The organism is Clostridium sp. AF27-5AA (genome assembly GCF_003478415.1).
GTDB classification, from domain to species: domain Bacteria; phylum Bacillota; class Clostridia; order Lachnospirales; family Lachnospiraceae; genus Otoolea; species Otoolea fessa.
In genome coordinates this window covers 176,594-203,118 of the sequence record NZ_QUFH01000004.1, presented here as the reverse complement: position 1 = coordinate 203,118, position 26,525 = coordinate 176,594, and the positions used below count along the sequence as shown (strand labels likewise).

Genomic DNA, 26,525 nt, shown 5'->3' with positions numbered 1-26,525 from the left:
TCAATAGATTCAATAAGGAAAAATATGCTTAAAGAAAATAAAAGAGAAGAAATCACAAAGAACATAGAGAAGAGGGAAGCCCTTGTAGAACAGGTGGCAGATAGAATCTGGCGGATCGGTGTGGAATTGCCGCAGAATCCTTTGCGGGAACTCAACAGTTACCTGATCAAGGGAAAAGAAAACGAGCGTGATCTTCTGATTGACACCGGATTTCGGCGCGAGGAATGCCGGGAGGCGCTGTTTGCCGGGCTTCGGGCACTTGGCAGCAGTCCGGATCGGCTGGATATTCTTCTGACGCACCTGCACTCGGATCACACGGGACTCGCCAGGGAGGCGGCAGGGGCGGACAGCTGCATTTATATCAGCGGAACCGATCTGGCAATCTTAAAGGACGGTTTTACACCAGAGCGTCCGCTTCGCCTGGCGGAGCAATTCCGTGCCGGGGGATTTCCGGAGGATGAAATGAAGAAAACGCAGGCGCTCAATCCGGCAGTCCGCTATAAGCTGGATCGGGTTGATGACCGTTTTGTTCCGATTGAGGCAGGCTGGAAATACACGGTAGGAGATTACACCCTGGAAATGATCTCCGTGCCGGGGCATACGCCGGGCAATGCGATGTTCTGGGCAGAGAAGCAGGGCGTCATGTTCACGGGCGATCATATCCTGTTTGATATATCGCCGAATATTACTTCCTGGCTGGAATCGGAGGATTCATTAGGTGACTATCTCGACAGCCTGCGTCTCGCCAGAAAATATCCGGTCCGCCTTGCCCTACCGGGACACCGGAAGACAGGCGATTATGCGGCGCGCATCGAGGCGCTGCTGGCACACCATGAGCGGCGTCTGGAGGAGACGGAGGCGCTGCTTGCCGAACATCCGGGTATGACGGCATATGAGACGGCTGGAAAGATGCGCTGGAAGATCCGTGCCGCCAGCTGGGAAGAATTTCCACCGTCCCAGAAGTGGTTCGCGGTGGGCGAGTGCATGGCGCATCTGGACTACCTTCGCCTGCGCGGCAGAATCCGCCGGGAGATGGACGGAGAAGTGTGGAGATGGTTCACGGTAACGGCTAAATACTGTTAGAATTAACTAACAATTATTACCATTGACTAACAATAGTCTGACTGTATATAATAATAGTAAAGAAAGCGGTAACTGTTCAGTAGGTCTGCGCATTTACTGCGCTGACTGTACGAAAACATGGACCAGCAGACAAAAATCCCATTGCCGTAGGCAATTTTTAATGGATTTTTGCGCGTGACTGTGAAGGTACTGAACAGTTACAGAAAGCGGAATATCAGTCAGGAGGTCGTTGTATGCAGTCGTTGGCAAAGGTGCAGGCGGGAGAGTCCTGTGAAATCAAGTGGATGTTTGGAAATGCGGATGTGATGAACTTTTTGGAGCGCTATGGAATCAAAGAAGGAAGCCGTATCCGGGTCCTTGGACGTGTGCTGGATGGTCTGATCATCGGAAATGGAAAGGTTCGGCTGGCACTGGGCGATGAAGTGGCAGAGCGGATTCAGGTGTAGGTTTGACGGTGATTGAAAGATTGTCGAAAATGTCATGTATTGAAAGAACGTCGAATCTGTCACGTGCAAGTTTGAGAAGGTCACGTTACTTGACATTTCTTCCCATTTATGCTATTCTACCAGATAGCACAAATGCAATGAACGGAAGTAGTAAGCCGCGAAATTTCTACAGAGAGCTGCCGGATGGTGTGAGGCAGCGGAAGGAAGCCGCCGAACTGGTCCGGGAGCAGCCTGTTGAAAGAAGTGTTTTTGAATACCCGAGTAGACAGAGCCGGTCATCCGCCGTTACAGGACGATGAGGAGCACACGGATTCCGTGTGAAATAGAGTGGTACCGCGCAGTTGGAATTTTCGCCCTGCGTCTCTATACAGGTAATGTAGAGACGCAGGGCGTTTTTGACGTTACCGGATTGAAAGAATGTCCGCAAGGGTTGGATGTTATGCAACTGCCAACGGACCAGTCGATTGCAATAATGAATCATCATTTTAGAGACTGGAGCCGGATTTTGACAGGAAATAGCAAAAAATCAGCGTGGGTTAAGCAGAAAACAGGAGGAACAAAGATGTCACAGTACAATCATACCGCCATTGAGAAAAAATGGCGCGAGAACTGGGAAAAACATCCCATCAATGTAAACGATGGAAAGAAAGAAAAATATTACTGCCTGGATATGTTCCCATATCCGTCCGGAAGTGGTCTGCACGTTGGTCACTGGAGAGGCTACGTTATTTCAGATGTATGGAGCCGTTATCAGCTGCTGCGCGGCAAATACGTGATCCATCCGATGGGCTGGGACGCATTTGGTCTGCCGGCAGAGAACTACGCGATCAAGATGGGCGTACACCCGGCTATCTCGACCGAGTCCAACATTAAAAATATTAAACGTCAGATCAACGAGATCGCAGCCATCTATGACTGGGATATGGAAGTAAATACCACAGATCCGGCATTCTACAAATGGACCCAGTGGATCTTCGTCCAGATGTTCAAAAAAGGCCTGGCATACGAGAAAGAATTCCCGATCAACTGGTGCCCGTCCTGTAAGACAGGTCTGGCAAACGAGGAAGTTGTCAACGGCTGCTGTGAGCGCTGCGGTACCCCGGTTACCAAGAAAAACCTGCGCCAGTGGATGCTCAAGATTACCGCGTACGCAGACCGCCTCTTAAATGATCTGGACAAACTGGACTGGCCGGAGAAGGTTAAAAAGATGCAGACTGACTGGATCGGTAAATCTTACGGTGCAGAGGTTGATTTCGGCGTAGAGGGACGCGATGAGAAGATCACCGTTTACACCACCCGCCCGGACACCCTGTACGGTGCAACTTTCATGGTACTGGCTCCGGAGCACGCGATGGCAAAGAGCCTGGCAACCGATGAGACCCGCGAGGCAGTAGAGAAATACATTTTCGATTCCTCCATGCGTTCCAACGTAGACCGTCTGCAGGATAAGGAAAAGACCGGCGTATTTACCGGAACTTATGCAATCAACCCGATCAACGGTGCGAAGGTTCCGATCTGGCTGTCTGATTATGTATTAGCTGACTACGGTACCGGCGCTATCATGTGCGTACCGGCACACGATGACCGTGACTTCGAGTTTGCAAAGAAATTTAATATTCCGATCATCCAGGTTATCGCAAAAGATGGCAAAGAGATCGAGAACATGACTGAGGCGTATACCGAGGCGTCCGGCACGATGATCAACTCTGGCGAGTGGAATGGTATGGAATCTTCCGTACTGAAAAAAGAAGCGCCGGAAATGATTGAGAAGAGAGGTATCGGTCACAAGAGAGTCAATTATAAGCTGCGTGACTGGGTATTCTCCCGTCAGCGTTACTGGGGCGAGCCGATCCCGATCGTACACTGCCCGAAGTGCGGCAACGTACCGGTTCCGGAGGATCAGCTTCCGTTAAAACTTCCGGAGGTAGAAAGCTATCAGCCGACTGGTACCGGCGAATCCCCGCTGGCAGCCATCGACGAGTGGGTCAACACCACCTGCCCGTGCTGCGGCGCTCCGGCAAAACGTGAGACAAACACCATGCCGCAGTGGGCTGGATCTTCCTGGTACTTCCTGCGCTATGTAGATAACAAGAATGATAAAGAACTGGTATCCCGTGAGAAAGCAGACAAATATCTGCCGGTTGATATGTACATCGGCGGTGTTGAACATGCAGTACTGCATCTGCTGTATTCCCGTTTCTACACCAAGTTCCTGTGCGATATCGGTGTTATTGACTTCGACGAGCCGTTCAAGAAGCTGTTCAACCAGGGTATGATCACTGGTAAGAATGGTATCAAGATGAGTAAGTCGAAAGGCAATGTCGTATCCCCGGACGATCTGGTACGCGACTACGGCTGCGATTCCCTGCGTCTCTATGAGCTTTTCGTAGGACCGCCGGAACTGGATGCAGAGTGGGATGACCGCGGTATCGAGGGCGTATCCCGTTTCCTGAACCGTTTCTACAACCTGGTTATGACCAGCAAGGACAAAGACATCAAAGAGACCAAGGAAATGGTTAAACTGCGCCACAAACTGGTATTCGACATTGAGCAGCGTTTCGAGCAGTTCAGCCTGAATACCGTTATCTCCGGTTTCATGGAGTACAACAACAAGCTCATCGATCTGGCGAAGAAAGAGGGTGGCATCGACAAAGAAACCCTCAAGACCTTCACTATCCTGCTGGCACCGTTCGCACCGCATCTGGGTGAAGAGCTGTGGCAGGAGCTCGGCGGCACCGACAGTGTCTTCCATGCTTCCTGGCCGGAGTGCGATGCAGAGAAGATGAAGGATGACGAGAAAGAGGTAGCCGTTCAGATCAACGGCAGAGTCCGTGCGACCATCACCGTACCGGCAGACATCTCCAAAGAAGATGCCATCGCCGCTGGTAAAGAGGCTATCAAGGACAAGCTGACTGGAAATATCGTAAAAGAAATTTATGTTCCGGGACGGATTGTGAATATTGTTATGAAATAAATTGTGAAAAATCCGGGCGGAATCAAGCGGGATTATTGAGATTGATCCGTTGGACTAAAAAACAGCATCCTGTGTATTTCGAGAAGAAAATACACAGGGTGCTGTTTTTTGCTTTTTGTTTCATAGAAAATTGCGTCCTATGAAACAAAAAAACGCATTAGGAAGCGTTTGAATGCGGGAATCCGATCATCTGGAAAAGAGGGACAGAACAAAATTTTCTAGCGGTAGCATCGGAATAGCCGATCTTTTCTTCACCGCTTCGGGGCTCCTTACATTATGTGCTGTCCGAAAGAACAGCAGAAAAGTTTCGTACCAAGAAGATTTCCCTTGGCTCATCTTCTTGATATTTGCGATAATTATTAATGGAGTCTATTTTATTTGGACATTGAATAGAAGTTTTCCTTTACATACGCTGTATTGGATATATTCAGCATTTTTGATCTGGACATTTCGAATTTTATATTCGGAGTCGTTCATGAACGGACTTTGCTGGATGTGCCGCATCAACTTGATTTTCCAGGTGTTGCTACTTGTTTCTGGTCGTGGCAGATATTTTTATGAAACCTGGGGCGGATCACGTTTTGTGGGAACTGTTAACGACCCGAATCAGTTCGCATTTTTCATTTTTATCATGATGCTGGTGCTTTTTATGGAGTACTGGCGGAAAGCCGTTTATACGGCGAAAGCGCGTATTGGCTTTTGGGGAATGTTTCTGGTAGGTGTGTTCTTGATTGTTAAAGCAAAATCGACCGGAATGTCTGTAGGTTTACTGGTATTTTTTGCTGTGCTTGCATGGCAGTTTTTCTGGGATAAATGTTGTCATTCGAAGCAAAAGAAAGTTTGGTGGTTTGGCGGTGCCGCATTTTTGGTGCTTCTGGCAGTCGGCGTGTATTTGATTTCGCCGGGAGCGGATTTTGATGTTTCCCAGACGGATTATACACTTCTTTCGCGGATTCAACAGAAGATATGGAAGCTGGCGAATGGAAATATCTATGATTTACTTTATGATCGAAGCGCAGAACGACTGGTGTTAGAACCGCAGTATCTGTTATGCGGAGCCGGAGAGGGATTTTTTGAGCGGTTTATTCCATATGATGGATTTGAGGCACTTTTGAGTCCGGGTGTTTTTGATGTGTTTCATGTCAACGAGATTCATTCCAGCTTTTTTGATGTCTGGTTTTCGTATGGATTGATTCCGACTACCTTTTTGGTGTACTGGATTGGAAGAAATGTGATTCGCTGCGACCGGGCACAGCGGGCGGCAGTGCTGGCACTGCTGGCGGAAAGTTTTACGTTGATGAACTGCAGGCAGCCGTTTTTCTGGTTTATCTCAGTCGAGAAGACTCCCACCTCTTCAGGTGGTGAGTAATAGCAAATTTGTCTCAGTGGGAGTCCATTCTCCGACTGAGATAAACGCTCCGCGAGGATGCGCAGTGATTCTGTAAAGAATATGTCAGCTTCGCTGACCAGAATCACGCGCCAAGTCTCACGGACGTTCGACTTGAATATTGTGATGGCAGGGATGTCCGGGAAGAAGAAAAATACGGAATATGAGTAAAAATGGATCAGGGGTGCTTTTCGAGAGAGGAGTACTCCTGATCTGCTAAATGAATATTTGCAAATTTTGATGTATGATTGAGGATTTCTCTTGCATCCTTTGGGGGAATATGATACATTTATCCTATCAAGCATATATTTTTCTTTATCAACTATTCAAATGTATCTAATGTTCTAAATTAATCTAAGAAAATCTTATGCTTATCCAAGTCAACAACAATTGAAGAGCAGGAGATTTTCGATGGATGATGAAGAAATGAAATTCTCCTGTCAGAAGGGAGAATGAATGAGAAATAGGAATTCTGTAAAAGTAAGGCGGGATCACAAGGACACGTTGTTTCGGATGATTTTCAGTACGAGAGAGAGTCTGTTGAGTCTGTATAATGCGGTAAATCATTCACATTATACGGATGCAAAAGAGTTGGAGATCGTGACGCTGGAAAATGCGGTTTATATGAATATGAAAAATGACCAGGCATTTTTGCTGGATATGCAGTTGAATTTGTATGAACACCAGTCAACCTGGAATCCGAATATGCCGCTACGTTTTCTGATTTATGTGACGAAAGAATACCAGATGCTCATTCGGAATCAAACGCTGTATGCGTCAACGCTGGTGGAATTGCCGACCCCACACTTTGTTGTATTTTACAATGGAGAAGAGGAGCGGGAAGCGGAAAGTGTTCTGAAACTGTCACATTCATTCTGCCAGAAGGAAGATGAACCAGAGCTGGAATTGATAGTGAAGGTATTGAATATTAATCTGGATAAAAAACAGAGGATTCTGGAAACTTGCTGCCTGTTGAAAGAGTATATGCTTCTGGTTGACAAGATTCGTAAATATGCGGCAGAGTATAAGGACATAAACTGGGCGGCAGAGCAGGCTGTGACGGAATGTATTGAGGAAAATATACTGGCTGATTTCCTAAGAAAGAATCGAACGGAGGCGATAGAGGTGTGTATTTTCGAATATGATGAGAAACGGGAAAAGGAATTGATTCGGAAGGCAGAGTATGCGGAAGGTAAGAAGGAAGGATTAAGGGAAGGGCAGAAGCAGGGTGAGAAACGGGTGTTTGGAATTTATAGATTATATCGAGATAAATATACAGAAAACCAGATTGCAGAACAGATGAAGATAGATGTGGATGAAGTTAGGAATATTTTGGAAAAGTTTAAGGAATAGGTGCGGCGGTTGGTTATACATATGCGGATTAGCTGGATAACTGGACGGATGCGCTTATGATTGCATACGCAGATTTGCTTACATCCATATCGTGTTTACATACCGTGCACTGGTAGCAGCGGTGTGCGCGTGGAGTGGAATGTGCATGGTAAAAATGGAGTTTGTGTTTTATGGATAGCAGTGTGCTAAAGTTTTAGAAGCAATTTCTATAGATAGAACGCGAAAAAGAGCTCTAAACGAAATAAGGATGGAAGAAATCACCCCCCAAAGTGAATTCTTCCATCCCTTTTCTTTACTCTTTTACAATCCGAAACTCCCTCCATTTTCCACTCCGGTAGCGCATCACAACTACGAAGCAGGCGATCAGCCATGCGGGCGGCATGCTCACATAGTAGCAGCGGAAGCCAACCGGGGTGAGCGCCAGCAGGAAGGAGAGCGCGAGGCGGATGCCCAGGTTGATGAAGCCGGAAGCTGCCGGGATCTTGACATCGCCTGCACCCTGCAGAAAACCGCAGGTGATGTTGGTGATCGTGCTGGTCCAGATGAAGAACATCAGGATGTCGAGATGTTCCTTTGCGCGCCGCAGGGACTCTCCGGTGATGTTGAAGATCTGGAGAAGCGGCCGGTCAAAAAGCAGAACTACGATACTGATGGAGATACTGATCAGGACGCCCATCAGGATGGTGGTGCGGTAGCCGCGGCGGGCACGGTCCAGTTTTTCAGCGCCGATATTCTGTCCGGCGAAGCTGGAAATGGCGACGTTAAAGCTCTGGGACGGGATGTGCGCGAGCTGTTCGACCTTCAGCATGGCAGCGTAGCCCTCGATGCTGGGAGCGCCGAAGGAGTTGATGAGACGCTGCAGGATGAGGAAACCGATCGAATTGACGCCCGTCTGCAGCATGATCGGAATACTCAGGCGCATCAGCAGCGCCCCCTGTCCCTTCCAGGCGTAGAGATAACGCCGTTTCGGCAGCAGATCCGGGAAAATATGCCGCAGATACAGGAAACTGGCGATGGCGGAACCTGCCTGTGCGATCACGGTCGCGGCAGCCGCGCCAGAGACGCCCATATGAAAGATGGAGATAAACACACAGTCCAGCACAATGTTCAGGGCGGCGGAGATCATCAGGAAAATGAGCGCGCCGCGCGAATCCCCGTGTGCCCGCAGGATGCCGTAGGTGACATTGTAGAGCAGCTGGAAAATAATTCCGCCGCTGTAGATCAGAAAGTATGCCATACTGTCGAAACGCATTTCTTCCGGTGCCTGCAAAAAGCCGAAAATAACTGGACGGGCTGCCAGAAAGCAGGCGGCAGTTAAAAATATACTTGCGATCACGGCAATCAGATAGGAGACGGAGATGGATTCCTGTATATCCGTCTCTTTTTTGGCACCGAAATACTGGGCGACTGCGATGTTGACGCCGGCACCGATGGAGGTGCAGATGGCGGTCAGAAGCCAGGTCATGGAGCTGGTCAGTCCGACGGCTCCAAGGGCGGTCGCGCTGATGAGGTTTCCGACGATCACGCTGTCAGCGAGGTTGTACAAAACCTGCAGCAGGTTTGCCCCCATGATGGGCAGGGAAAAGAGCAGGATGGAGGACCATTCCCGCCCTTCGGTCATATCTTTTTTCATATGTATAAAACTCCTTTGATACAGCTAAAATCATGAGTTTAGTGTAGCATAGGGGATGGAAAAAGTAAAGAGAACGGAAAGTGCTGTAAGATAATCTGGTGGCAGCAGAAATTTGTCGTGGGTTCAATGGAGCGCAATGGTAAGATGTAGGCTGTGACTGTAGAATGTAGGCAGGCTGGAATATTTATTTCGTAAGAAAATTGGAAGATTTAGAATACAGGAAGCGCTTGTCAAGTGGAAAGAGGAGGATCTATAATAGAATAGGTTTAACAAATATTAAGAAAAAGAGATGAGGAAATCTTGAATCACAACATGGAAATGACGGAGAAAACGACGGGAAGCGGGGCAGCACGGTGGGGCTTTTATCTGATGGGGCTTCTGATTCTGGCGATGGGGCTTACGCTCAATACGAAAGCTGGACTCGGAGTGTCGCCGATTATTTCACTTTCGTATGCGGCATCCGTGATCTGGAACCGGAATTTTGGTGATATGACCTTTGTCCTGTATGGTATCTTTGTCTTGATTCAGGCGGCGATTCATCTGCGGGAGAAAGGAAAAGCCGGACGCAGCCTGCTTATGAAAGATGCGCTGCAGTTTCCATTGAGTATTGTATTTACAAGATTTCTGAATGTATTTTCAGTGTGCATACCGTCGTTAGAAGAATGCGGATCGGAGGCGTCTGGACTTTTAGGACGCCTGGGAGTGCTGATGCTTGCCCTGATTTTTACAGGCATCGGCGCGGCGATGTCCCTGTCAATGCGGCTGGTGCCAAATCCGGGCGATGGTTTGGTGCAGGTGTTTGCAGACACCTTTGGAATCGGCACGGGTCTGATGAAGAACTGTGTGGATGCGTTTTGCATTGTTCTGTCACTGATTATGGGACTTTTGTTTGCGGGAAAACCGGTGGGAATCGGCATTGGAACGGTCTGTGCTGTCATGCTGGTGGGGCGCGTGATTGCGCTGTTTCATCATATTTTTGGAAAGGCGATGCTGCAGGCGGCTGGACTGGAAAGTGGCAGGAACTGACAGAGTGTGTGGAAAAAGGTGTGCGAAAGATAAAAGCAGCCGATTTTTGAGTGAAATTCAGATACATAAAATAATAGGAGATAAATAAGATGAAATTGAGAATGAAGCGGAAAGCAATGGTAGTATTGGCAGCAGGCATGTTGATGAGTGCGGCAGCTCCGGCGGCTGCGATGGCGGCGGAGAAAGCGACAGGACCGGCGCTTACGGCAAGCTACAACGGGGATGTAAATACACTGGAGGCGGCGAAGGATGCAACGCAGCTGATTGTGGTGATTGGCAACCGCCAGGATCCGGCGAAGAGCCGTCTGGACTGGTATAAACGCGATGCAGATGGAAAACTGGTGCAGGTGATGTCGAAAGAAGCGGTCAGCGGCATGAACGGTATCACGATGCAGAAGCAGGAGGGCGATAAGAAGACGCCGGCGGGGGTGTACCGCTTTACGATGGCATTTGGCCTGAAGGCAAATCCGGGAACGATTCTGTCGTATCACCAGATCGTGGACGGCGATTATTATGTGGATGACGGAAACAGCCAGTATTATAACAAGCTGGCAAATACGAAGCAGGTACAGAAGGACTGGAATTCGGCGGAGGATCTGATGGCGCAGGCGCCGCAGTATAATTATGGCCTGGTACTGGATTATAATCCGGAGTGTACACCGGGAAAGGGATCGGCGATCTTTCTGCATTGCCCGAAGAGCTGGAATAATACGGGAACTTCCGGATGCATCAGTATTCCGGAGGAAGATATGAAACAGGTTGTGTGCCAGGTGGATACCGGGACGAAGATTGTGGTGGTGCAGGATGAGAGCGATTTAGCAAATTACTAATTAGATAGGCTGTGAGAGTCAGATCTCATTTGGGGATTTTTATCTGGAAGCAGATAGGAACCCCCAGATGAGTTTTTTTGTTTCATAGGACATAATTTCCTAATGAAACCCAAAAACGCCGGACAATATCCGGCGCTCAGGTGTCTCAAAATATCTGTCCCTACGTTGGCATTATCCAAATCAGGTTTTGGGTCGGAACTTTTGGTTTCCTCTCAGCCTGCATCACAAGCTTCCCATTATCGAAATGAATTGTAGCATGATTTGGAAAAATAGCAGTGGCAACTCTGGTTTTATGATTTATTTGCCCCGCCCATCTGCCGGCTCAGCATCCGTAGCATTTCCGCCTGCCGTTTCTGCGCTGGGGGCATTTGGTCTGTCAGGATCGAAAAAAGAGTGTCCATTTCTGAGGTTGAGAATTGCGGGGAACCGTTGCTGCCCCGGAGACTCATGAGAAGCGGCAGAAGCTTGTCTTGCGGCGTGTTTCTTGCCTGATCGGCTAACTGTTCCATCTGTTTTATTTTGTCTGGATCCATGGAGCGGAGTCTCGGATCCTGTTTCCAGTTTTGAAATTCCATAGTGTGTGCCTCCTGTCTGTTTGAAGTGGATGTGCCAGATGCACGGTCTGTGGGTTCTTTCTGTCTGCGGGAATATTCGGCTTGCGGGTAAAGGACAGATGCCGGAACTGCATCAGAATTGGGTGAATCATTCTGGATATCTTGCGAAGTCGGAAAGGATGCTGTCTGCGGCATATTTTGCCAGTAGGATTCATAGAGGCGGGAACCTTCGATAAAATTTAAGACCAGATCGATCGAACTTTGCTCTTCCTCTGTGCCATACGGCTTGATCGCTTTCAGCATATCAACCGGCGAATCCTTGTCGCGTTCGCCCACCGAGCAGATTCCGATCTCACCGTCAGCCGGATCAGCAAATAGCTGCATCGTCTTTTCTAGTTCGCGGAATTTCACAAACAGGGAGAAAAAACGCTGTTCCGGGATGTGAATATAGGGAAGCGCCGCCTTGACAAGCTGCATATGTGGGAGTGAGGTCAGGCGGTCTAACTCGGTCATTTTGAGAGAAACATCTTGGCTCACGAAAAAAAACCTCCCAAATCTTTGTCTCAATATATGCAGATGAGAGGAAAAAAAGACGTTTTGGTTCACGGGTAGGCACTTTTGGAACCGAAAAAGAACGGGAATGTTTAAAGAAAAAAAGCTCCGGGACAGGAAAAACCACATATAGTATATTATAAAAAATAAGAAAGAAAAGGATTCAGAACTATGAACACCCGGCTGATCATTGATGGAAATGCCGTTTATGAAATAGATGAAGACTGTCTCGCCTGCCGCGGACGGCGGACCGGATGCAGACGCTGTGTGGAACCGGGTTCCCGCACCCGGGGACGAAGCACGCCTTTACAGAAAATGGAACCTGCCAGTGAAAAATCACAAACTCACAAATAAAGAAAGATGTGGTATAATGTAAAGAAAGAAATTCCCCTCATTCCAGCCTGCCCAGCCACTTCCTCATGAGGTGTCAGGGAAAGCTGGAATGGGGATACCGTAGCAGAGCTCCAGAGTCCTAAGACAAACTGGCTCACAACAACATTGCATCAGGAACTGAAAGGACGAATCCATATGAACCCATATAAAATCATGCTGGTAGATGACGAGGAGGAAGTACGGACAAGCATCATACGCAAAATCGACTGGCAGGATGCCGGATTCGAGGTGATCGGGGATGCGGAGAACGGGAAGGAAGCGCTGGAAAAGATCGAGCAGAATGAGCCGGATGTTGTGCTGACAGACATCCGGATGCCATATATGGACGGGCTGGAGATGGCGGAGAATATACGGCAGAGATATCCGTCCATCAAGATCGTGATTTTTTCTGGTTTTGATGAATTTGAGTACGCCAAAAAGGCGATCAAGCTCAATGTGATCGAATATATTTTAAAGCCGGTCAATGTCGAAGAGCTGACGGCGATTTTAAAGAAAATCAAGAAAAATCTCGATGAGGAGATCGAGCAGAAGCGGAATGTTACCCTGCTTAGGGAAAGTTATATCAAGAGTCTTCCGGCGATCCGGGAACATTTTTTGAATGACCTGATTCACGGCGGCATGGAGGAAGCGCAGATTGAGGAAAAACTGAACGAATATGCGATCGACGTTGCGGGTGCGGTCAAATGGGTGATTGCGGCGATCCATCTGGAACCGGATGAGAAGGTGGACAAGGCAGTTTCGCTGCATCAGCAGCGGGAGCTGATTCCGATTTCCGTCCGCAATCTGATTGAGGAAAAACTGGAAGGGCAGTACCGTTTTATTGTGTTCCACTCTTCCTTTGAGACGATCCTTCTGGTGGCGATCGACAAAGACAATACGCAGACCGGACTGATTGCCCTGCTGGGCGATATCTGCAAGGAGACGAAGAAAATTCTGGAGGTATCGGTTACGATCGGCGTGGGTGAGAGCTGCAGTTCGCTGACGGATTTAAGCCGCCCGTGCCACACGGCACTCAATGCGCTCGGTTACCGTGCGATCACAGGTTCCGGCGGTGTGATCTGCATCGGCGATATGGAGCCGTCCGGGCATGAAAAACTCCGGTTCGACAGCCGGATGGAGTCGGAGCTTATAGCGGCAGTCAAGTTTGGACCGAAGGAAAAGATCCGTTCCGTGATAGACGGGATTGTGAGCCGGATGGAGGATGCGCGGGTGCATTACCGCCAGTATCAGGCGTATGTGCTTGCGATCATCAATGTGCTGACACAGCTCTCCCAGCAGTATGATCTGCGGATCAGCGAGATGTTTGGCGTGGAAAATGATTATTTCGAGATTCTGGGGCGCGTCCAGAAGATGGAGAATGTCCGCCCGTACCTGACCGAGGTGGCGCTCAAGATGAATGCCGGAATGGAAGAAGAGCGGAGCAATACGACAAAAAACGTGATCCGCGAGGCGAAGCAGTACATTCAGGACAATTTTCAAGATCCGGATCTGTCGGTGGAGAAGATCTGCCGCCATCTGCATATGAGCCCGGCGTATTTTTCAACGATGTTTAAGAAGGAGACGGGACAGGCGTACATCGCCTATCTGACCGATGTCCGGCTGGGGCGCGCGGTCGAGCTTCTGATGGCAACTGACGACAAGACGTATATCATCGCGGAAAAGGTCGGCTACCCGGAGCAGAACTATTTCAGTTACGTATTTAAGAAAAAATTCGGTGTTTCCCCGACGCGGTATCGCACGGCACACCGGAGCGGGGAGGCATAATGGGTAAAAAAAGGACGATCTGGAAGAAAAAGCTCTTTGACGACGCCAGCATCCGGTCGATGATCTTTATCTATTTTACGATCACGGCGCTGGCGGCGAGTGTGCTGATCTCCCTGTCGCTGTACCAGAGAATGTCACGGCAGGTCACGGAAGTAGTACAGGAGGAGAGCCAGAACCTGATCGCGCAGGTGGGGCGCTCTGTGGAGTCGTATCTCCGCACGATCATGAAGCTGTCCGACTCGCTTTATTATGGCACGATCAAGAATGCCGATCTGTCGAGCCAGTCGCTTGGAAGTGAATTTACGCTTCTCTACGATAATAATAAGGATAATGTGGAGAATATTGCCCTGTTTTCGGAGGATGGGGCGCTTCTGGAGGCAGTCCCGGCGGTGCGTCTGAAAAATGAGGTGGATGTGACGCAGGAAGAATGGTTCCGGAGCGCCTTAAACCGGACGGAAAACCAGCATTTTTCCCTGCCGCACGTACAGTATGTGTTTGACAATGCGGAAAATCAATACCGATGGGTCATTTCGCTATCGCGGGCGGTCGAACTGACACACGGAACCTCGACCTCGCAGGGCGTCCTTCTGGTCGATATTCGCTATTCGAGCCTGGAACAGCTCTTTGGCGGCATCACGACGGGGCGCGGCGGTTATTTCTATATGATCAGCGGAAATGGCGAGATTCTTTACCACCCGCAGATGCAGCTTCTGGATTCCGGCTGGGTGCAGGAGAACAATGGACAGGCAGCCGGCTATTCGGACGGAAATCATGAGGAGATATTTGCCGGAAAAAAGCGGATGGCGACGGTCAAGACGATCGGCTACACAGGCTGGAAGGTGGTCGGGGTGACGCCGGAAAATGCCGTGTCGCTCAACGCCATCAAAACCCGGCTTTTTATCGTATTTGTCATTGCCCTCATTTTGTGCATTCTGGCTCTGATTAACTCTTATATTTCATCGAGGATCACGAATCCGATCCGCGAGCTGGAAAAATCGGTCGGCGTCCTGGAGGCGGGCAATTTAAGCGCACCGGTGTACATCGGCGGTTCGTATGAGATCCGCCATCTGGGAAAATCGATCAGTGATATGGCGGGTCAGATCCGCCTCCTGATGCAGGATATTGTGCGTGAGCATGAGGCGAAACGCAAGCAGGAGTTTGATACGCTGCAGTCGCAGATCAATCCGCATTTTCTCTATAATACGCTCGATATCATTGTCTGGATGATTGAAAATGAGCAGAAAGCGGAGGCGGTCAAGGTGGTGACGGCGCTGGCGCGGTTCTTCCGTATCAGTTTAAGCCGCGGCAAGAGCTTAATTACCGTGAAGGATGAGCTGGAACATGTCCGGAATTACCTGATGATCCAACAGATGCGGTTTAAAAATAAGTTTACCTACACGATCGAGTCAGATGATGAGGTTTTGGAACTTGCAAGTTTAAAACTGATGCTGCAGCCGCTGGTGGAGAATGCGATCTACCATGGCATGGAATATATGGACGGCGACGGCGAGATCTTCGTGCGCGCCTGGCAGGAGGAAAAAGAGCTGTATCTGGAGGTGCGGGACAACGGGCTTGGCATGACGGAGGAACAGGTCGGGAACCTCTTTATCGATACGGCGCACGTGGCGTCCAAGCGTGGCTCCGGCATCGGGGTACGCAATGTCAATGAGCGGATCAAGCTGTATTTCGGCGCGGAATACGGTCTTTCGATCGAGTCGGAGCCGGATGAGGGAACCGCGGTGAAGATTCATCTTCCGGGAGTGCCCTACGAGAAAGTGCTGGAAGAGAAGAAGGTGTAAAAGTGGGGGAGACAGATCAATGCGATATGGAGTGAGAAAAAAAAGGGAGCTGGTGCTCTGGGGAATCCTGTTTATGGGACTTGTTTTGCTGTATCTTCTTTCCTCCACGGACTGGATTATCAAGGAAAAAGAGGCGGAGGTCTACCCGGTGTCCCTGATTATCAGCGATACTTCGGATGATGATTACGTCAACTTCCGCAAGGGCGTGGATCAGGCGGCGGTTGAGTATAATGTAGATGTCAGCTTTATTACCCTGTATGAAAAGGATAATCTGGCACAGCAGATGGAGCTGGTGCGCCGGGAAGCGGCAGACGGTGCCGGGGCAGTGATACTGGAGCCGGTTGATGAGCTGGAATGCCGTCAATATCTGGAAGAAAATACATATGGAACGCCGATTATCCTGCTGGGCGAATTATCGCCGGATGAGGAGGTCAAGGGGGCGGTTCATATGGACTGGACGGCAGCCGGGAGAAAGCTGGGCGAGGCGATTGCAGCGGAACAGAGTCCCGCTCTCCCTGTCTGGATCTTTGCAGATAACCCATATATCGGCAAGGCGGGGGAGATGAAGCGGGGGCTGACGGAGGTACTGGAAAAACAGGGCTTTTCCTATACCATTGTGCCGCGCGGCACCGATGATACTTATCGTTCCGTCATTGAAAAAACAGTTTATCCGGGCAGCGGCACGGCGGTGGTGGCGGCACTGGATTTCGCCAGTACAGCGGAGGCGGCAGAGATTGTCGGCGGAAGCAGCGTGTACGGAAAATACATTTCCGGGCTGTACGGCGTCGGGATGATGCCGTCCCTGCTGGATCAGCTTGACAAGGGGACAATCCGGGGGCTGGTGGTGACAAACCAGTTTGACGCGGGCTATTTTGCGGTCAAAAAAGCAGTGCAGGCGATTGAAAAAGAGCAGGAGAGAAGCCAGCTTTCATTGGAATCCTACTATATAGAGAAGGATGAGCTGCGCTCGAAGAAATATGAGAAGATGCTGTACCCGATTGATTAAAAATCCGGGAGGGAGTAATAGAAAGATGAAAAAAAATGGAAAAAGCATTCAGATGGCGCTGGCACTTCTGGCAGTGGGCACACTTCTTTTAAATGGATGCAGCGCGGCAAAACCGGCAGAAAAAAAGAGCATCCGTATCGGTGTAACGCTGTACCGGGGCGAGGATGCCTTTATCAACAATATCCGTTCCAGCCTGGAGGAAAAGGCGAAGGAATATGAGCAGCAGACGGGCATTAAGGTCAATCTGGAAATCATGGATCCGAAGGGAAACCAAAATACGCAGAACAGCCAGGTAGATCGTTTCCTTTCCCTGGAATACGATGCGATCTGCGTCAATATGGTGGATCGCTCAGCAGCATCGTATGTCATCAACAAGGCGATGGATGCCGGGACGCCGGTCGTATTTTTCAACCGCGAACCGGTCGAGGAGGACATGAAACGGTGGGAGCACCTCTATTATGTAGGGGAGGACGCGCGGGAATCGGCGGTTCTGCAGGGAGAGCTTCTGGTGGATGCGTATCAGGAAAATCCGGGCAGTCTTGATTTAAATGGGGATGGAACCGTGGGATATGTGATGTTGGAGGGCGAGCGCAGCCATCAGGATTCGCTGATCCGCACAGAGTGGTCGGTGCAGACGATGCGCGACGGAGATATTCCGCTGGAAAAACTGACCGGTGGTTCGGCAAACTGGGATCGGAGCCAGGCAGCGGCGCTGATGGAACAGTGGATCCGCCAGTTCGGGGATGCGATCGAGGTGGTGATCTGCAACAACGATGAGATGGCGCTCGGAGCTGCCGAGGCGCTTGAACGCGCCGGTGACACAAGGGGCGTCAAGGTGGTCGGCATCGACGGAACCCCGCAGGGAATCGAGGGGCTTAAGAGCGGAAAACTGTATGGAACAGTCCAGTGTGACAGCGACGAGTATGCAGAAGTGATTTTTGAGATAGCTGCCGCTGAGGCACTTGGTCAAAATGTACAGGAAAAGGTCGAATTAGAGGAAGGAACCTATTATCAATGCAGTCAGAAAGCGTTGACTGTTGCTGATTTACCATAAAATCCCACAGTTTCACACCGGAAAAACAAGAATATGTGAATAAAATCACAAAGGATCTAAAAAAATTTTATATAAGAACCAAGAAAATTATATGGAAAAGTGTACAAACGATCCGTATAATAAAGGTGTCGATAAGAAAAAATGACGAATCGGCGAAACTGTATAATGTGTGTATGCGGAAAATTTAACTGTTCGGTGGATCCGGACAGCGCAAACGGATACGCAAGTTTAAGGGAGGACAAACATTATGAAACTGAAAAAAGTAGCAGCACTTGGTTTGGCAACTGCAATGGCATTTTCCGTAACTGCTTGCTCCAGCAAACCGGCAGAGACAACTGCAGCGGCAGAAGAGACAACAGCAGCAGCTGACGCAGCAGAGACTGTTAAAGAAGCAATCGAAGGAAAAGATCCGGCAGAAGTTAAAGTTGGTATTTCTATTTACCAGTTCGCTGATAACTTCATGACACTGTATAGAAACGAACTTCAGAAATATTTAGTAGATGAGCTTGGCTTAAAGGCAGAGAACATCTCCATCATGGATGGTAAGAATGACCAGTCCGAGCAGATGAACCAGATCCGTAACTTCGTTACTCAGGGATTTGATGTTATGATCATCAACCTGGTTCAGGCTTCTTCTGAGCCGGATGTAACCAACATCTGCAACGAAGCAGGTATCCCGGTTGTTTACATCAACCGTGAGCCGGATGCTGAGAGAGAGCAGGCTTGGGTTGACGACGGCATCAAAGCTACTTATGTAGGTGCTGATGCTAGACAGTCCGGTACATATCAGGGTGAAGAGATCGCTGAGCTTGAGAACAAGGGTGATGCAGACGGCGACGGCGTTGTTCGTTACATCATGGTTCAGGGTGATCCGGAGAACGTAGATGCTCAGTACAGAACTGAGAAATCCGTTGAGGCTTTAAAGGCAGCTGGCGTAGAGGTTGAAGAGCTGACCAAGCAGCGTGGTGATTGGGATCAGACAAAGGGTCAGGAGATCACTGCTAACGCTCTGTCCCAGTACGGCGACAAGATCGATGTTGTATTCTGCAACAACGATGCTATGGCTCTTGGTGCTCTGCAGGCTATCGAGGCAGCTGGAAGAACTGTAAACAAAGATATCTACCTGGTAGGTGTTGATGCTCTGGTTGAGGTTGTTGAGAACGTTATGAACGACAAGATGACCGGTACCGTATTCAACGATTACTTCGGACAGGCTCATACAGCAGCTGACAAAGCTCTTGATTTCGTAAACGGCAAAGATGTTGACAACGTATACATGGTAGACTATGTAAAGGTTACAACTGAGAACGCTGGCGATATTCTGGAAATGATTAAATAATTGTAGCTGTTCAGAGAAGGACGGTTATGAACATATCACTCCCCTGCAGGGGAGTGAATAAAGTGTCGGGTGTGCAGATGGCACACCCGATTTTATGAAAGGAGAGAATGGGATGGCAGAGTACAGATTGGAGATGCGCGGGGTATCGAAAAGCTTCCCTGGCGTAAAAGCTCTGGACAAGATAAACCTCAAAGTACGTCCCGGCACCGTCCATGCACTGATGGGAGAAAACGGCGCTGGTAAATCCACCTTGATGAAATGTCTCTTTGGTATTTATCATATGGATGAAGGTGAGGTATATCTGGATGGAGAAAAAGTGGAGATCCACAATCCGGATGAAGCCCTTCACAGAGGACTGGCCATGGTACATCAGGAGCTGCAGCCGATACCTGAGAGAACGGTAGCAGAGAATATGTACACCGGTCGTTATCCAACCAAGAAATTTGGTCCGATTCAGGTCATCGACCATAAAAAGATGTTTGAAGAGACAGCAAAATGGCTGGACGATGTTAAGATGCCGTATAACCCGAAGGCAAAACTGGGAACCATGTCCATCGCCCAGATGCAGTCTGTCGAGATTGCCAAGGCTGTATCCTTAAATGCCAGAGTTGTAATTCTGGACGAGCCGACTTCCTCCTTGACGGATAATGAGGTAGAGGCGCTTTTCCGCATTGTCCGTGACCTGAAATCACGAGGCGTATCCCTCATCTATATTTCCCATAAGATGGCGGAGATTCGTGAGATTTGTGATGATATTACCATCATGCGAGACGGCACCTATGTTGGTTCCTGGCATATGGACGAGATTTCGGATGATGAGATCGTCAAACAGATGGTTGGTCGTGAGCTGACCAATATCTATCCTCCGAAGAATGATACAAAAGCCGGAGAGGTACTGCTGGATGTCAGAGGATATTCCAGTATCCATGATCGTTCCTTCCAGGATTGCTCCTTCACCCTTAGAAGAGGCGAGATTCTTGGATTCGGCGGCCTGGTAGGTGCTCAGAGAACGGAACTGATGGAAGGTATCTTCGGTATGCGTCATATTAAATCCGGAGAAGTTTATATTAAGGGTAAGAAAATGAACATTAAGCGTCCGCAGGATGCAATCCGGGGCGGTATCGGTATGATTACCGAGGACCGACGCGGAACTGGTATTCTGGGATGTCTGTCCATTGCAGATAATGTATCAATTTCCTCCCTGGATCAGTATTTACACTATGGTATCAAACTGAATAAGAAGAAGATTGAGCAGCTTGTCAAGGATAACGTGGCAAAGCTTTCAATCAAGACGCCGAGCAGTAAGACACTGATTCAGTCACTTTCAGGCGGTAACCAGCAGAAGGTTCTGATTTCCCGCTGGCTGGCCAACAACCCGGATATCCTCATCATGGATGAGCCGACCCGTGGTATCGACGTTGGTGCCAAGTACGAGATCTACCAGATCATGATTGACCTGGCAAAGCAGGGCAAAGGTATCATCATGATTTCATCTGAGATGCCGGAGCTGATTGGTATGTCGAACCGTATCCTTGTCATGTGTAATGGTCACATTACCGGCGAGGTACAGGGTGAGGAAGCAACTCAGGAGCGTATCATGAGCTACGCGACTAAGTTCTAAAGGAGGAAGAGAGAATGGATAAGAAACAACTGAATGTAAAAGATATATTGATCAATAACGGTATCGTTATTCTGATCCTGTTGATGGTTCTCTTTGTTGGTGTGACAAAACAGAACTTCTTCAGCCGTAGCAACTTTAGCAACATTTCCATCAACGTAGCATGCCGTTTCATCATCGCAGTCGGCGTATCCGGCTGTCTGATTACGAAAGGTACCGACCTTTCTGCAGGACGTCTGGTTGGACTTTCTGCCTGCCTGGCAGGTACTCTGCTCCAGAAGAGTGATTACAGCGGACATTTTGAACTTACCAAAGGATTTGGCGAGCAGAACGTATGGCTGATTCTCCTTATCTGTATTGCTATCTGCTGTGTATTTGGTCTTATCAATGGTATCGTAGTTGCTTACCTGAATGTACCGGCTTTCATCGGTACCCTGGGTATGCAGATGATCGTATACGGTATCAACCTGGTTTACACAAAATCCGTTCCGTTAGGCGGTTATCGTCAGGAGTATACCATCATTGCAAATGGTAACTTCTTCGGTATTCCGTACCTGTTCATCATTGCATTTGTCATCGGCGCGATCATGTGGTTCGTATTTAACTACACCCGCCATGGTAAATATATGTATGCAATCGGCGGCAACGAGGCAGCAGCAGAGGTTGCTGGTGTAAATGTTAAGAAAACCAAGATCATCATCTATGTAACAGCTACTGCACTGTATGCTATCGCAGGTTTCCTTCTGGGAGCTAAATCTGGTGGTGCCGGTGTAAATACCGGTAACGGTTACGAGCTGGAGGCTATTGCAGCTTGTACCATCGGTGGTGTATCTGTAAACGGTGGTATCGGACGTATCTCCGGTGTTATCATCGGTGTACTTGTATTCGAGTTCTTAAAGACCTGCTTACAGTTCCTCGGCATCGACCCGAACTATCAGTATATTGCACAGGGTATCGTTATCGTTGTTGCGATTGCGCTGGATATCCGTAAGTACATTGCGAAGAAGTAATAAGATTAACTGTGTTCTGACGAGAATGTATGTACCATATGAAAAGTCGTCGGGAACCGTACATAAATATTGAAAACAAATCCAAAACTCCCTCTCCATGGATGCATGGCGGGGGAGTTTTTTATATAATGGGAGAATCCGTTGGAATCTCCTATTATATAAACAGCCCTGCCGGGCAGGATTTTTTCTTGTATAAATCTGAAAAGTTGTAATCGGCAGGGGATGGTGGATGAGATGGCGTGCCAGCGCTTGCTTTGACAGTGACGGAAAAATATTTTTGGATTGCCTGAACTTATTTTTATGGATATAATAAGAGAAGAGGCTGTTTCAGAGTGAGCAGCAGAGAAAACAAGCCATATTCTGAAAGGAACAAGGATGAGCGAAAACGAAATGCTGGAAAAGAATGAGATGATAAAAGAAACAGTGAGCGAAAAACTGGAGACGGCGAAAGAAGCGGCAGAGGAGACGGCAGATAAAACTCTGGAGGAACTGGAAGCGGAGAATGAAAAGCTCCGCCGGGAGCTGGAACTCATGAAAGAAAAGACCATCAAAGAGCGCATCTATGACCATGTGCATGTCTCTGTGCGGACGATGGATATTTTTATCGGCGTGATGGTGGTACTGTTTGTGGTGGTTGTGGTGATGGGGATGCTGAATAAGTAGAAAGCAGCCGTGGTTAAAACTGTTTTGAGGATAAATGAGAGGAGGAAGAAAGATGATGTACCCATTTATGACCTTAAATGATGATACGGAAATTACCCATTCTGAAATGCGGGCAGATGGCAGGGTTAAAGTTTATATAGAAACACCCGATGAAAAAGATGGATTTCACAATGCGATATGCTATTTGCCAGATTACAAGTGGGAGAATATAAATGGTTATTCAGATATGGAAATGAGTTATTTCAAGAAACTGATTCGGGAAAATGCACACTTGATTATGGAGTTTTCACAAGAGGGAGGAATTCTGAGTGCCGCAAATTTTTAGGATTGGACCATATATTGTATATTTTTGGTCGAATGAAAATGAGCCGCTGGAACCGGTGCATGTCCATATTGCAGAGGGAAGAGCAACTTCAAATGCGACAAAAGTGTGGATAACCAGTACGGGCAAGGCATTGCTCAGCCACAATTCTTCCAAAATATCAGCCCAAATTTTGAACAGTATGATTCGGGTGATAGAGGCCAACAGTGAAGAAATTATAGAAAAATGGCTTTCTCATTTTGGAGAAATACGGTACTTTTGTTAAGACTTTTTAAGAAATATAAAAAGGACAACTAATTTTATGGAAATCGAACGCAAATATTTAATTAGTCACATTCCATTTGATATAGCCGGATACCCCTTCCACCAGATCGAGCAGGCATATCTAAGCACTGCCCCGGTTGTGCGTGTCCGTCAGGAGGATGACACCTATTATCTGACCTACAAATCCAAAGGACTGATGGCGCGGGAGGAATACAATCTGCCGCTGACGAAGGAATCCTATGAGCATCTCCGCTCGAAGGCTGACGGCAGGATTCTGACGAAAAAGCGTTATCTGATTCCGATGGAAGGAACGGAGTACACGATTGAGCTGGACATTTTTTTAGGTGAATATGAGGGATTGAAGCTGGCGGAGGTTGAATTTCCAAGTGAGGAAGCCGCACATGCCTTTGTGCCGCCGGAATGGTTCGGGCGCGAGGTGACGTTTACGGGCGAGTACCAGAACAGCCGTCTGGCGCTGGCGGAAAACCTGGTATTAAAAACGAAAGAATAAAAACGAAAGAACAATACAAAGGTATATTATTAATGATAAAACAAGTAATGAATTGGATCAAAACGCACCGCTACTGTCTGGCAGGACTCTATATGCTGGTGTTTCTGTCAGGATTTTTTCTGCTGGAGCTGCATGAACCATCGGATGTTCATATTATACACTGTGCGGTCGATGACCTGATACCGTTTAATGAATGGTTTGTACTGCCGTATTTTCTGTGGTACGCGTGGGTGCCGGTGTTTATGCTTTATTTTATGATCAAGGATCGGGAGGCATATCTGCGGCTTTGTTTTGTGATGTTTGCAGGAGCAACCTTTTGCTTATTTGTCTACCTGCTGGCACCAAACGGTTTAAATCTGCGGCAGGAGATCACATCACAGAATTTCTGCGCGCAGATTGTGCGGTTTCTGCGGAGGGTGGATCCGCCGAACAATGTCTGCCCGTCGATCCATGTATCGAGCACTGTGGCGGTGCATCTGACGATCTGCCACGCGGCAAGTGTGCGGAACAAGAAACCGATCCGTACACTTTCGTGGATTGTCACGATTCTGATTTGTCTTTCAACCATGTTCATCAAACAGCATTCGCTGGTCGATGTGCTCTGTGGCTGGATTTTGAGCCTGATTCTTGACGAGGCAGTGAATGTGTGGGTGCTAGTAAAGGCATTTTCAAAAGGAAAAGCTGGAAAAACAACGAATGCGGTTCATGAAGAATAAAAAAGTGAACGAATTGAACAGTTGCAATGATTTTCTGATATCTAAAAAGAAAAAATGATTACTTTGTGGAAAATAAAAAAATTAATATAAAAAGTCTTATAAAAATAAAGAACAGGAGGAAATAATCATGGCTGTAGTATACGCATTTTTAGCAGATGGACTGGAAGAAGTGGAATGTCTGGCGACGGCAGACGTGCTGATCCGCGCGGGTGTGAAGGTAAAACTGGTTTCGATTACGGGTAAAAAAGAGGTGAAGGGCGCACATGGATTTGGCATTCATGCAGACACCCTGCTGCATGAGATTGATCCGATGAAAGCGGATCTTCTGTTCCTTCCGGGCGGTATGCCGGGAACGAAAAATCTGATGGCGTGCAAACCGCTCTGCGATGCACTGGTGCAGTCAGATGCTGCTGGAAAGCGCCTGGCAGCGATCTGTGCGGCTCCGAGCATTCTGGGGCAGCTGGGGCTTTTGAAGGACAGGAAGGCAACCTGCTATCCGGGCTTTGAGGATGCCCTGACCGGTGCGAAGCTGACGGGTGCGGGCGTTGTGACGGACGGCAATATCACAACGGCGCGTGGACTTGGATATGCGCTGGATCTGGGAATTGAGCTGGCATCGCTCTTAGTCGATCGCCCGGTAGCATTACAGGTCAAAGATTCAATTCAGTATGACCAGGTGTAGTTTCAACTAAAAAACACACAGAAAATACATCAAAAATGGCATAAAACCCACCTAAAACCACTCATAAACCCGCAAAAAGTGAACGCAAAATTATATTTTCCGCTAGTATTTAGCACGCAGATATGCTATAATGCTATCTTGAAGTGTAACGCCCGGTAGAATGGCGGTTCACATATAGAAGCAAGGAGGACCCCTTAAAATGAGTTTACAGGTAGAAAAATTAGAGAAGAACATGGCAAAGCTGACCATCGAAGTTCCGGCTGAAGAGTTTGATGCAGCAATCAAAAATGCGTACAACAAGAACAAAAACAAATTCAGCATCCCGGGATTCCGTAAAGGTAAAGCACCGTTAGCTATGCTGGAGAAGATGTATGGCGCTGGCATTTTCTATGAGGATGCAGCAAACGAAGTGATCGACGCATCTTATCCGAAGGCAGCAGAGGAGAGCAAGGAAGAGATTGTTTCCACTCCGGAGATCAAAGTAACTCAGATCGAAAAAGGTAAGGCATTCATCTACGAGGCAACCGTAGCTCTGAAACCGGAAGTAACTCTGGGCGAGTACAAAGGCGTAGAAGTTAAGAAGGCAGAAGCTGTTGTGACAGACGAGGATGTAGAGAACGAGCTGACTGCAGCACGTAAGAAAAACGGCAGACTGATCGACGTAGAAGACGGCGCAATCGAGGACGGCGACAACACGATCATCGACTTCACCGGCTACATTGATGACAAGACATTTGACGGCGGCGCTGGTACAGATTATCCGCTGGTAATCGGTTCCCATTCCTTCATCGAGGGCTTTGAGGATCAGTTAATCGGCAAGAAAAAAGGCGAGACCTGTGACGTAAACGTTACTTTCCCGGCTGAGTACCATGCAGATGAGCTGGCTGGCAAACCGGCTAAGTTCGTTGTAACCATCAAAGAAGTTAAGAGAAACGAGCTTCCGGAGCTGAACGATGAGTTCGCAAGCGAAGTATCTGATTTCGATACTCTGGATGAGTACAAAGCAGACATCCGCAAGAAACTGCAGGAGAAGAAAGAGCAGGATGCTAAAGTAGAGAACGAGAACAACGTAATCGAGAAAGTAATTGAGAATGCTCAGATGGAACTGCCGCAGCCGATGGTTGACACTCAGGCAAGAGAGATGGTAGAGAATTACGCTCGTCGTCTGCAGAGCCAGGGCTTAAACATCAACGATTACATGAAATATACCGGCATGACACCGGAGAAGCTGATGGAGCAGATGCGTCCGGAAGCAGAGAAGAGAATCAAGACCAGACTGGTTCTTGAGAAAGTAGTTGAAGTTGAGAACGTAGAAGTTTCCGATGAGAAGCTTGACGAGCAGATCAACGAGATCGCAGCATCCTACAAACTGGAAGGCGCTAAGCTGAAAGAAATGATGGGTGAGCGCGAGAAAGAGCAGATCCGTGAGGACCTGAAAGTTCAGGCAGCGATCGATTTACTGGTAGAGCAGGCAAAGCTTGCTTAATCAAACCGATAAAAGCGAATACTGAAATAAGGCAGAATTCTATGGTGTCCTAAGGCATCA

The 26,525-nt window shown here is 48.3% G+C and carries 23 protein-coding genes, 1 riboswitch and 1 other annotated feature; of the genes, 21 read left to right on the top strand and 2 right to left on the bottom strand.

Going from position 1 to position 26,525, the window contains the following annotated elements; translation table 11 throughout:
- Nucleotides 1-24 precede the first annotated feature (24 nt).
- The 5 genes from DWY89_RS06340 (at nucleotide 25) to DWY89_RS06320 (ending at nucleotide 7,243) form a co-directional block, all read left to right on the top strand.
- Nucleotides 25-1,083, top strand: a complete 1,059-nt coding sequence (locus tag DWY89_RS06340; protein WP_118523849.1) for an MBL fold metallo-hydrolase — start codon at nucleotides 25-27, stop codon at nucleotides 1,081-1,083.
- Nucleotides 1,084-1,316: 233 nt separating this feature from the next.
- On the top strand, nucleotides 1,317-1,529 hold the full coding sequence (locus DWY89_RS06335; protein ID WP_022360163.1) for a ferrous iron transport protein A: 213 nt from the start codon (nucleotides 1,317-1,319) through the stop codon (nucleotides 1,527-1,529).
- A gap of 128 nt (nucleotides 1,530-1,657) precedes the next feature.
- Nucleotides 1,658-1,896: a binding site (T-box leader), on the top strand.
- A 195-nt stretch (nucleotides 1,897-2,091) separates the two neighbouring features.
- A complete protein-coding gene (leuS, locus tag DWY89_RS06330) occupies nucleotides 2,092-4,503 on the top strand; it encodes a leucine--tRNA ligase (protein ID WP_022360162.1) in 2,412 nt (803 codons plus the stop codon).
- 475 nt (nucleotides 4,504-4,978) lie between these two features.
- Complete coding sequence (locus tag DWY89_RS06325) at nucleotides 4,979-5,872, top strand: hypothetical protein (protein WP_118523848.1); 894 nt, start codon at nucleotides 4,979-4,981, stop codon at nucleotides 5,870-5,872.
- A gap of 474 nt (nucleotides 5,873-6,346) precedes the next feature.
- Nucleotides 6,347-7,243: a transposase gene (locus DWY89_RS06320; protein WP_118523847.1), complete on the top strand. Its 897-nt coding sequence runs from the start codon at nucleotides 6,347-6,349 to the stop codon at nucleotides 7,241-7,243.
- A 292-nt stretch (nucleotides 7,244-7,535) separates the two neighbouring features.
- Here DWY89_RS06320 and DWY89_RS06315 read toward each other — a convergent pair whose 3' ends face one another.
- The gene (locus tag DWY89_RS06315; protein ID WP_118523846.1) at nucleotides 7,536-8,876 is read right to left on the bottom strand and encodes an MATE family efflux transporter; all 1,341 of its coding nucleotides are present in this window, start codon (nucleotides 8,874-8,876) and stop codon (nucleotides 7,536-7,538) included.
- 300 nt (nucleotides 8,877-9,176) lie between these two features.
- Here DWY89_RS06315 and DWY89_RS06310 point away from each other — a divergent pair, with 300 nt between their 5' ends.
- Nucleotides 9,177-9,902 carry a DUF6198 family protein gene (locus DWY89_RS06310; RefSeq protein ID WP_243022763.1) on the top strand — a complete coding sequence of 242 codons (726 nt, stop codon included), beginning with the start codon at nucleotides 9,177-9,179 and terminating at the stop codon, nucleotides 9,900-9,902.
- An 89-nt stretch (nucleotides 9,903-9,991) separates the two neighbouring features.
- Nucleotides 9,992-10,732 carry a L,D-transpeptidase family protein gene (locus DWY89_RS06305; RefSeq protein ID WP_118523845.1) on the top strand — a complete coding sequence of 247 codons (741 nt, stop codon included), beginning with the start codon at nucleotides 9,992-9,994 and terminating at the stop codon, nucleotides 10,730-10,732.
- A gap of 140 nt (nucleotides 10,733-10,872) precedes the next feature.
- A riboswitch (TPP riboswitch) is annotated at nucleotides 10,873-10,978 on the bottom strand.
- 44 nt (nucleotides 10,979-11,022) lie between these two features.
- Here DWY89_RS06305 and DWY89_RS14590 read toward each other — a convergent pair.
- Complete coding sequence (locus DWY89_RS14590) at nucleotides 11,023-11,823, bottom strand: hypothetical protein (RefSeq protein ID WP_022359240.1); 801 nt, start codon at nucleotides 11,821-11,823, stop codon at nucleotides 11,023-11,025.
- 543 nt (nucleotides 11,824-12,366) lie between these two features.
- On the opposite strand from DWY89_RS14590, the gene DWY89_RS06290 reads away from it, so the two are divergent.
- From DWY89_RS06290 to tig, 14 genes are all read left to right on the top strand, one after another.
- Nucleotides 12,367-13,995, top strand: a complete 1,629-nt coding sequence (locus DWY89_RS06290; protein WP_107001617.1) for a response regulator — start codon at nucleotides 12,367-12,369, stop codon at nucleotides 13,993-13,995.
- Nucleotides 13,995-15,794, top strand: coding sequence for a sensor histidine kinase (locus DWY89_RS06285; protein ID WP_118523844.1), 1,800 nt, complete (start codon nucleotides 13,995-13,997; stop codon nucleotides 15,792-15,794). The genes DWY89_RS06290 and DWY89_RS06285 overlap by 1 nt, the downstream gene beginning before the upstream one ends.
- A gap of 19 nt (nucleotides 15,795-15,813) precedes the next feature.
- A complete protein-coding gene (locus DWY89_RS06280; protein ID WP_182434509.1) occupies nucleotides 15,814-16,800 on the top strand; it encodes a substrate-binding domain-containing protein in 987 nt (328 codons plus the stop codon).
- A 25-nt stretch (nucleotides 16,801-16,825) separates the two neighbouring features.
- Entirely contained in the window at nucleotides 16,826-17,854 is a 1,029-nt protein-coding gene (locus tag DWY89_RS06275; RefSeq protein ID WP_118523843.1) for a galactose ABC transporter substrate-binding protein, read from the top strand.
- Between the two features lie 247 nt (nucleotides 17,855-18,101).
- On the top strand, nucleotides 18,102-19,193 hold the full coding sequence (locus DWY89_RS06270) for a substrate-binding domain-containing protein (protein ID WP_181357250.1): 1,092 nt from the start codon (nucleotides 18,102-18,104) through the stop codon (nucleotides 19,191-19,193).
- A 112-nt stretch (nucleotides 19,194-19,305) separates the two neighbouring features.
- Nucleotides 19,306-20,814 (top strand): sugar ABC transporter ATP-binding protein, encoded by a 1,509-nt coding sequence (locus DWY89_RS06265; RefSeq protein WP_107001613.1) that lies wholly within the window; start codon nucleotides 19,306-19,308, stop codon nucleotides 20,812-20,814.
- A 14-nt stretch (nucleotides 20,815-20,828) separates the two neighbouring features.
- The gene (locus DWY89_RS06260; protein WP_107001612.1) at nucleotides 20,829-21,821 is read left to right on the top strand and encodes a beta-methylgalactoside transporter; all 993 of its coding nucleotides are present in this window, start codon (nucleotides 20,829-20,831) and stop codon (nucleotides 21,819-21,821) included.
- Nucleotides 21,822-22,196: 375 nt separating this feature from the next.
- Entirely contained in the window at nucleotides 22,197-22,484 is a 288-nt protein-coding gene (locus DWY89_RS06255) for a hypothetical protein (RefSeq protein ID WP_243022760.1), read from the top strand.
- 52 nt (nucleotides 22,485-22,536) lie between these two features.
- Entirely contained in the window at nucleotides 22,537-22,809 is a 273-nt protein-coding gene (locus DWY89_RS06250; RefSeq protein WP_107001611.1) for a hypothetical protein, read from the top strand.
- Nucleotides 22,793-23,071 carry a DUF4160 domain-containing protein gene (locus DWY89_RS06245; RefSeq protein WP_107001610.1) on the top strand — a complete coding sequence of 93 codons (279 nt, stop codon included), beginning with the start codon at nucleotides 22,793-22,795 and terminating at the stop codon, nucleotides 23,069-23,071. The genes DWY89_RS06250 and DWY89_RS06245 overlap by 17 nt, the downstream gene beginning before the upstream one ends.
- A 36-nt stretch (nucleotides 23,072-23,107) precedes the next feature.
- Complete coding sequence (locus DWY89_RS06240; protein ID WP_118467392.1) at nucleotides 23,108-23,581, top strand: CYTH domain-containing protein; 474 nt, start codon at nucleotides 23,108-23,110, stop codon at nucleotides 23,579-23,581.
- Between the two features lie 47 nt (nucleotides 23,582-23,628).
- Nucleotides 23,629-24,297, top strand: a complete 669-nt coding sequence (locus tag DWY89_RS06235) for a phosphatase PAP2 family protein (protein ID WP_182426615.1) — start codon at nucleotides 23,629-23,631, stop codon at nucleotides 24,295-24,297.
- Between the two features lie 127 nt (nucleotides 24,298-24,424).
- A complete protein-coding gene (locus DWY89_RS06230) occupies nucleotides 24,425-24,979 on the top strand; it encodes a DJ-1 family glyoxalase III (protein ID WP_118467396.1) in 555 nt (184 codons plus the stop codon).
- Between the two features lie 199 nt (nucleotides 24,980-25,178).
- A complete protein-coding gene (gene tig / locus DWY89_RS06225) occupies nucleotides 25,179-26,465 on the top strand; it encodes a trigger factor (protein WP_118481874.1) in 1,287 nt (428 codons plus the stop codon).
- Nucleotides 26,466-26,525 lie beyond the last annotated feature (60 nt).

Coding starts and splice junctions, on each gene's coding strand:
- DWY89_RS06315 (WP_118523846.1), bottom strand. CDS start 8,876: ATGAAAAAAGATATGACCGAAGGGCGGGAATGGTCCTCCATCCTGCTC.
- tig (WP_118481874.1), top strand. CDS start 25,179: ATGAGTTTACAGGTAGAAAAATTAGAGAAGAACATGGCAAAGCTGACC.
- DWY89_RS06265 (WP_107001613.1), top strand. CDS start 19,306: ATGGCAGAGTACAGATTGGAGATGCGCGGGGTATCGAAAAGCTTCCCT.
- DWY89_RS06280 (WP_182434509.1), top strand. CDS start 15,814: ATGCGATATGGAGTGAGAAAAAAAAGGGAGCTGGTGCTCTGGGGAATC.
- DWY89_RS06270 (WP_181357250.1), top strand. CDS start 18,102: ATGAAACTGAAAAAAGTAGCAGCACTTGGTTTGGCAACTGCAATGGCA.
- DWY89_RS06230 (WP_118467396.1), top strand. CDS start 24,425: ATGGCTGTAGTATACGCATTTTTAGCAGATGGACTGGAAGAAGTGGAA.
- DWY89_RS06235 (WP_182426615.1), top strand. CDS start 23,629: ATGAATTGGATCAAAACGCACCGCTACTGTCTGGCAGGACTCTATATG.
- DWY89_RS06285 (WP_118523844.1), top strand. CDS start 13,995: ATGGGTAAAAAAAGGACGATCTGGAAGAAAAAGCTCTTTGACGACGCC.
- DWY89_RS06335 (WP_022360163.1), top strand. CDS start 1,317: ATGCAGTCGTTGGCAAAGGTGCAGGCGGGAGAGTCCTGTGAAATCAAG.
- DWY89_RS06255 (WP_243022760.1), top strand. CDS start 22,197: ATGAGCGAAAACGAAATGCTGGAAAAGAATGAGATGATAAAAGAAACA.
- DWY89_RS06240 (WP_118467392.1), top strand. CDS start 23,108: ATGGAAATCGAACGCAAATATTTAATTAGTCACATTCCATTTGATATA.
- DWY89_RS06305 (WP_118523845.1), top strand. CDS start 9,992: ATGAAATTGAGAATGAAGCGGAAAGCAATGGTAGTATTGGCAGCAGGC.
- DWY89_RS06275 (WP_118523843.1), top strand. CDS start 16,826: ATGAAAAAAAATGGAAAAAGCATTCAGATGGCGCTGGCACTTCTGGCA.
- DWY89_RS06260 (WP_107001612.1), top strand. CDS start 20,829: ATGGATAAGAAACAACTGAATGTAAAAGATATATTGATCAATAACGGT.
- leuS (WP_022360162.1), top strand. CDS start 2,092: ATGTCACAGTACAATCATACCGCCATTGAGAAAAAATGGCGCGAGAAC.
- DWY89_RS06320 (WP_118523847.1), top strand. CDS start 6,347: ATGAGAAATAGGAATTCTGTAAAAGTAAGGCGGGATCACAAGGACACG.
- DWY89_RS06290 (WP_107001617.1), top strand. CDS start 12,367: ATGAACCCATATAAAATCATGCTGGTAGATGACGAGGAGGAAGTACGG.
- DWY89_RS06325 (WP_118523848.1), top strand. CDS start 4,979: ATGAACGGACTTTGCTGGATGTGCCGCATCAACTTGATTTTCCAGGTG.
- DWY89_RS06340 (WP_118523849.1), top strand. CDS start 25: ATGCTTAAAGAAAATAAAAGAGAAGAAATCACAAAGAACATAGAGAAG.
- DWY89_RS06250 (WP_107001611.1), top strand. CDS start 22,537: ATGATGTACCCATTTATGACCTTAAATGATGATACGGAAATTACCCAT.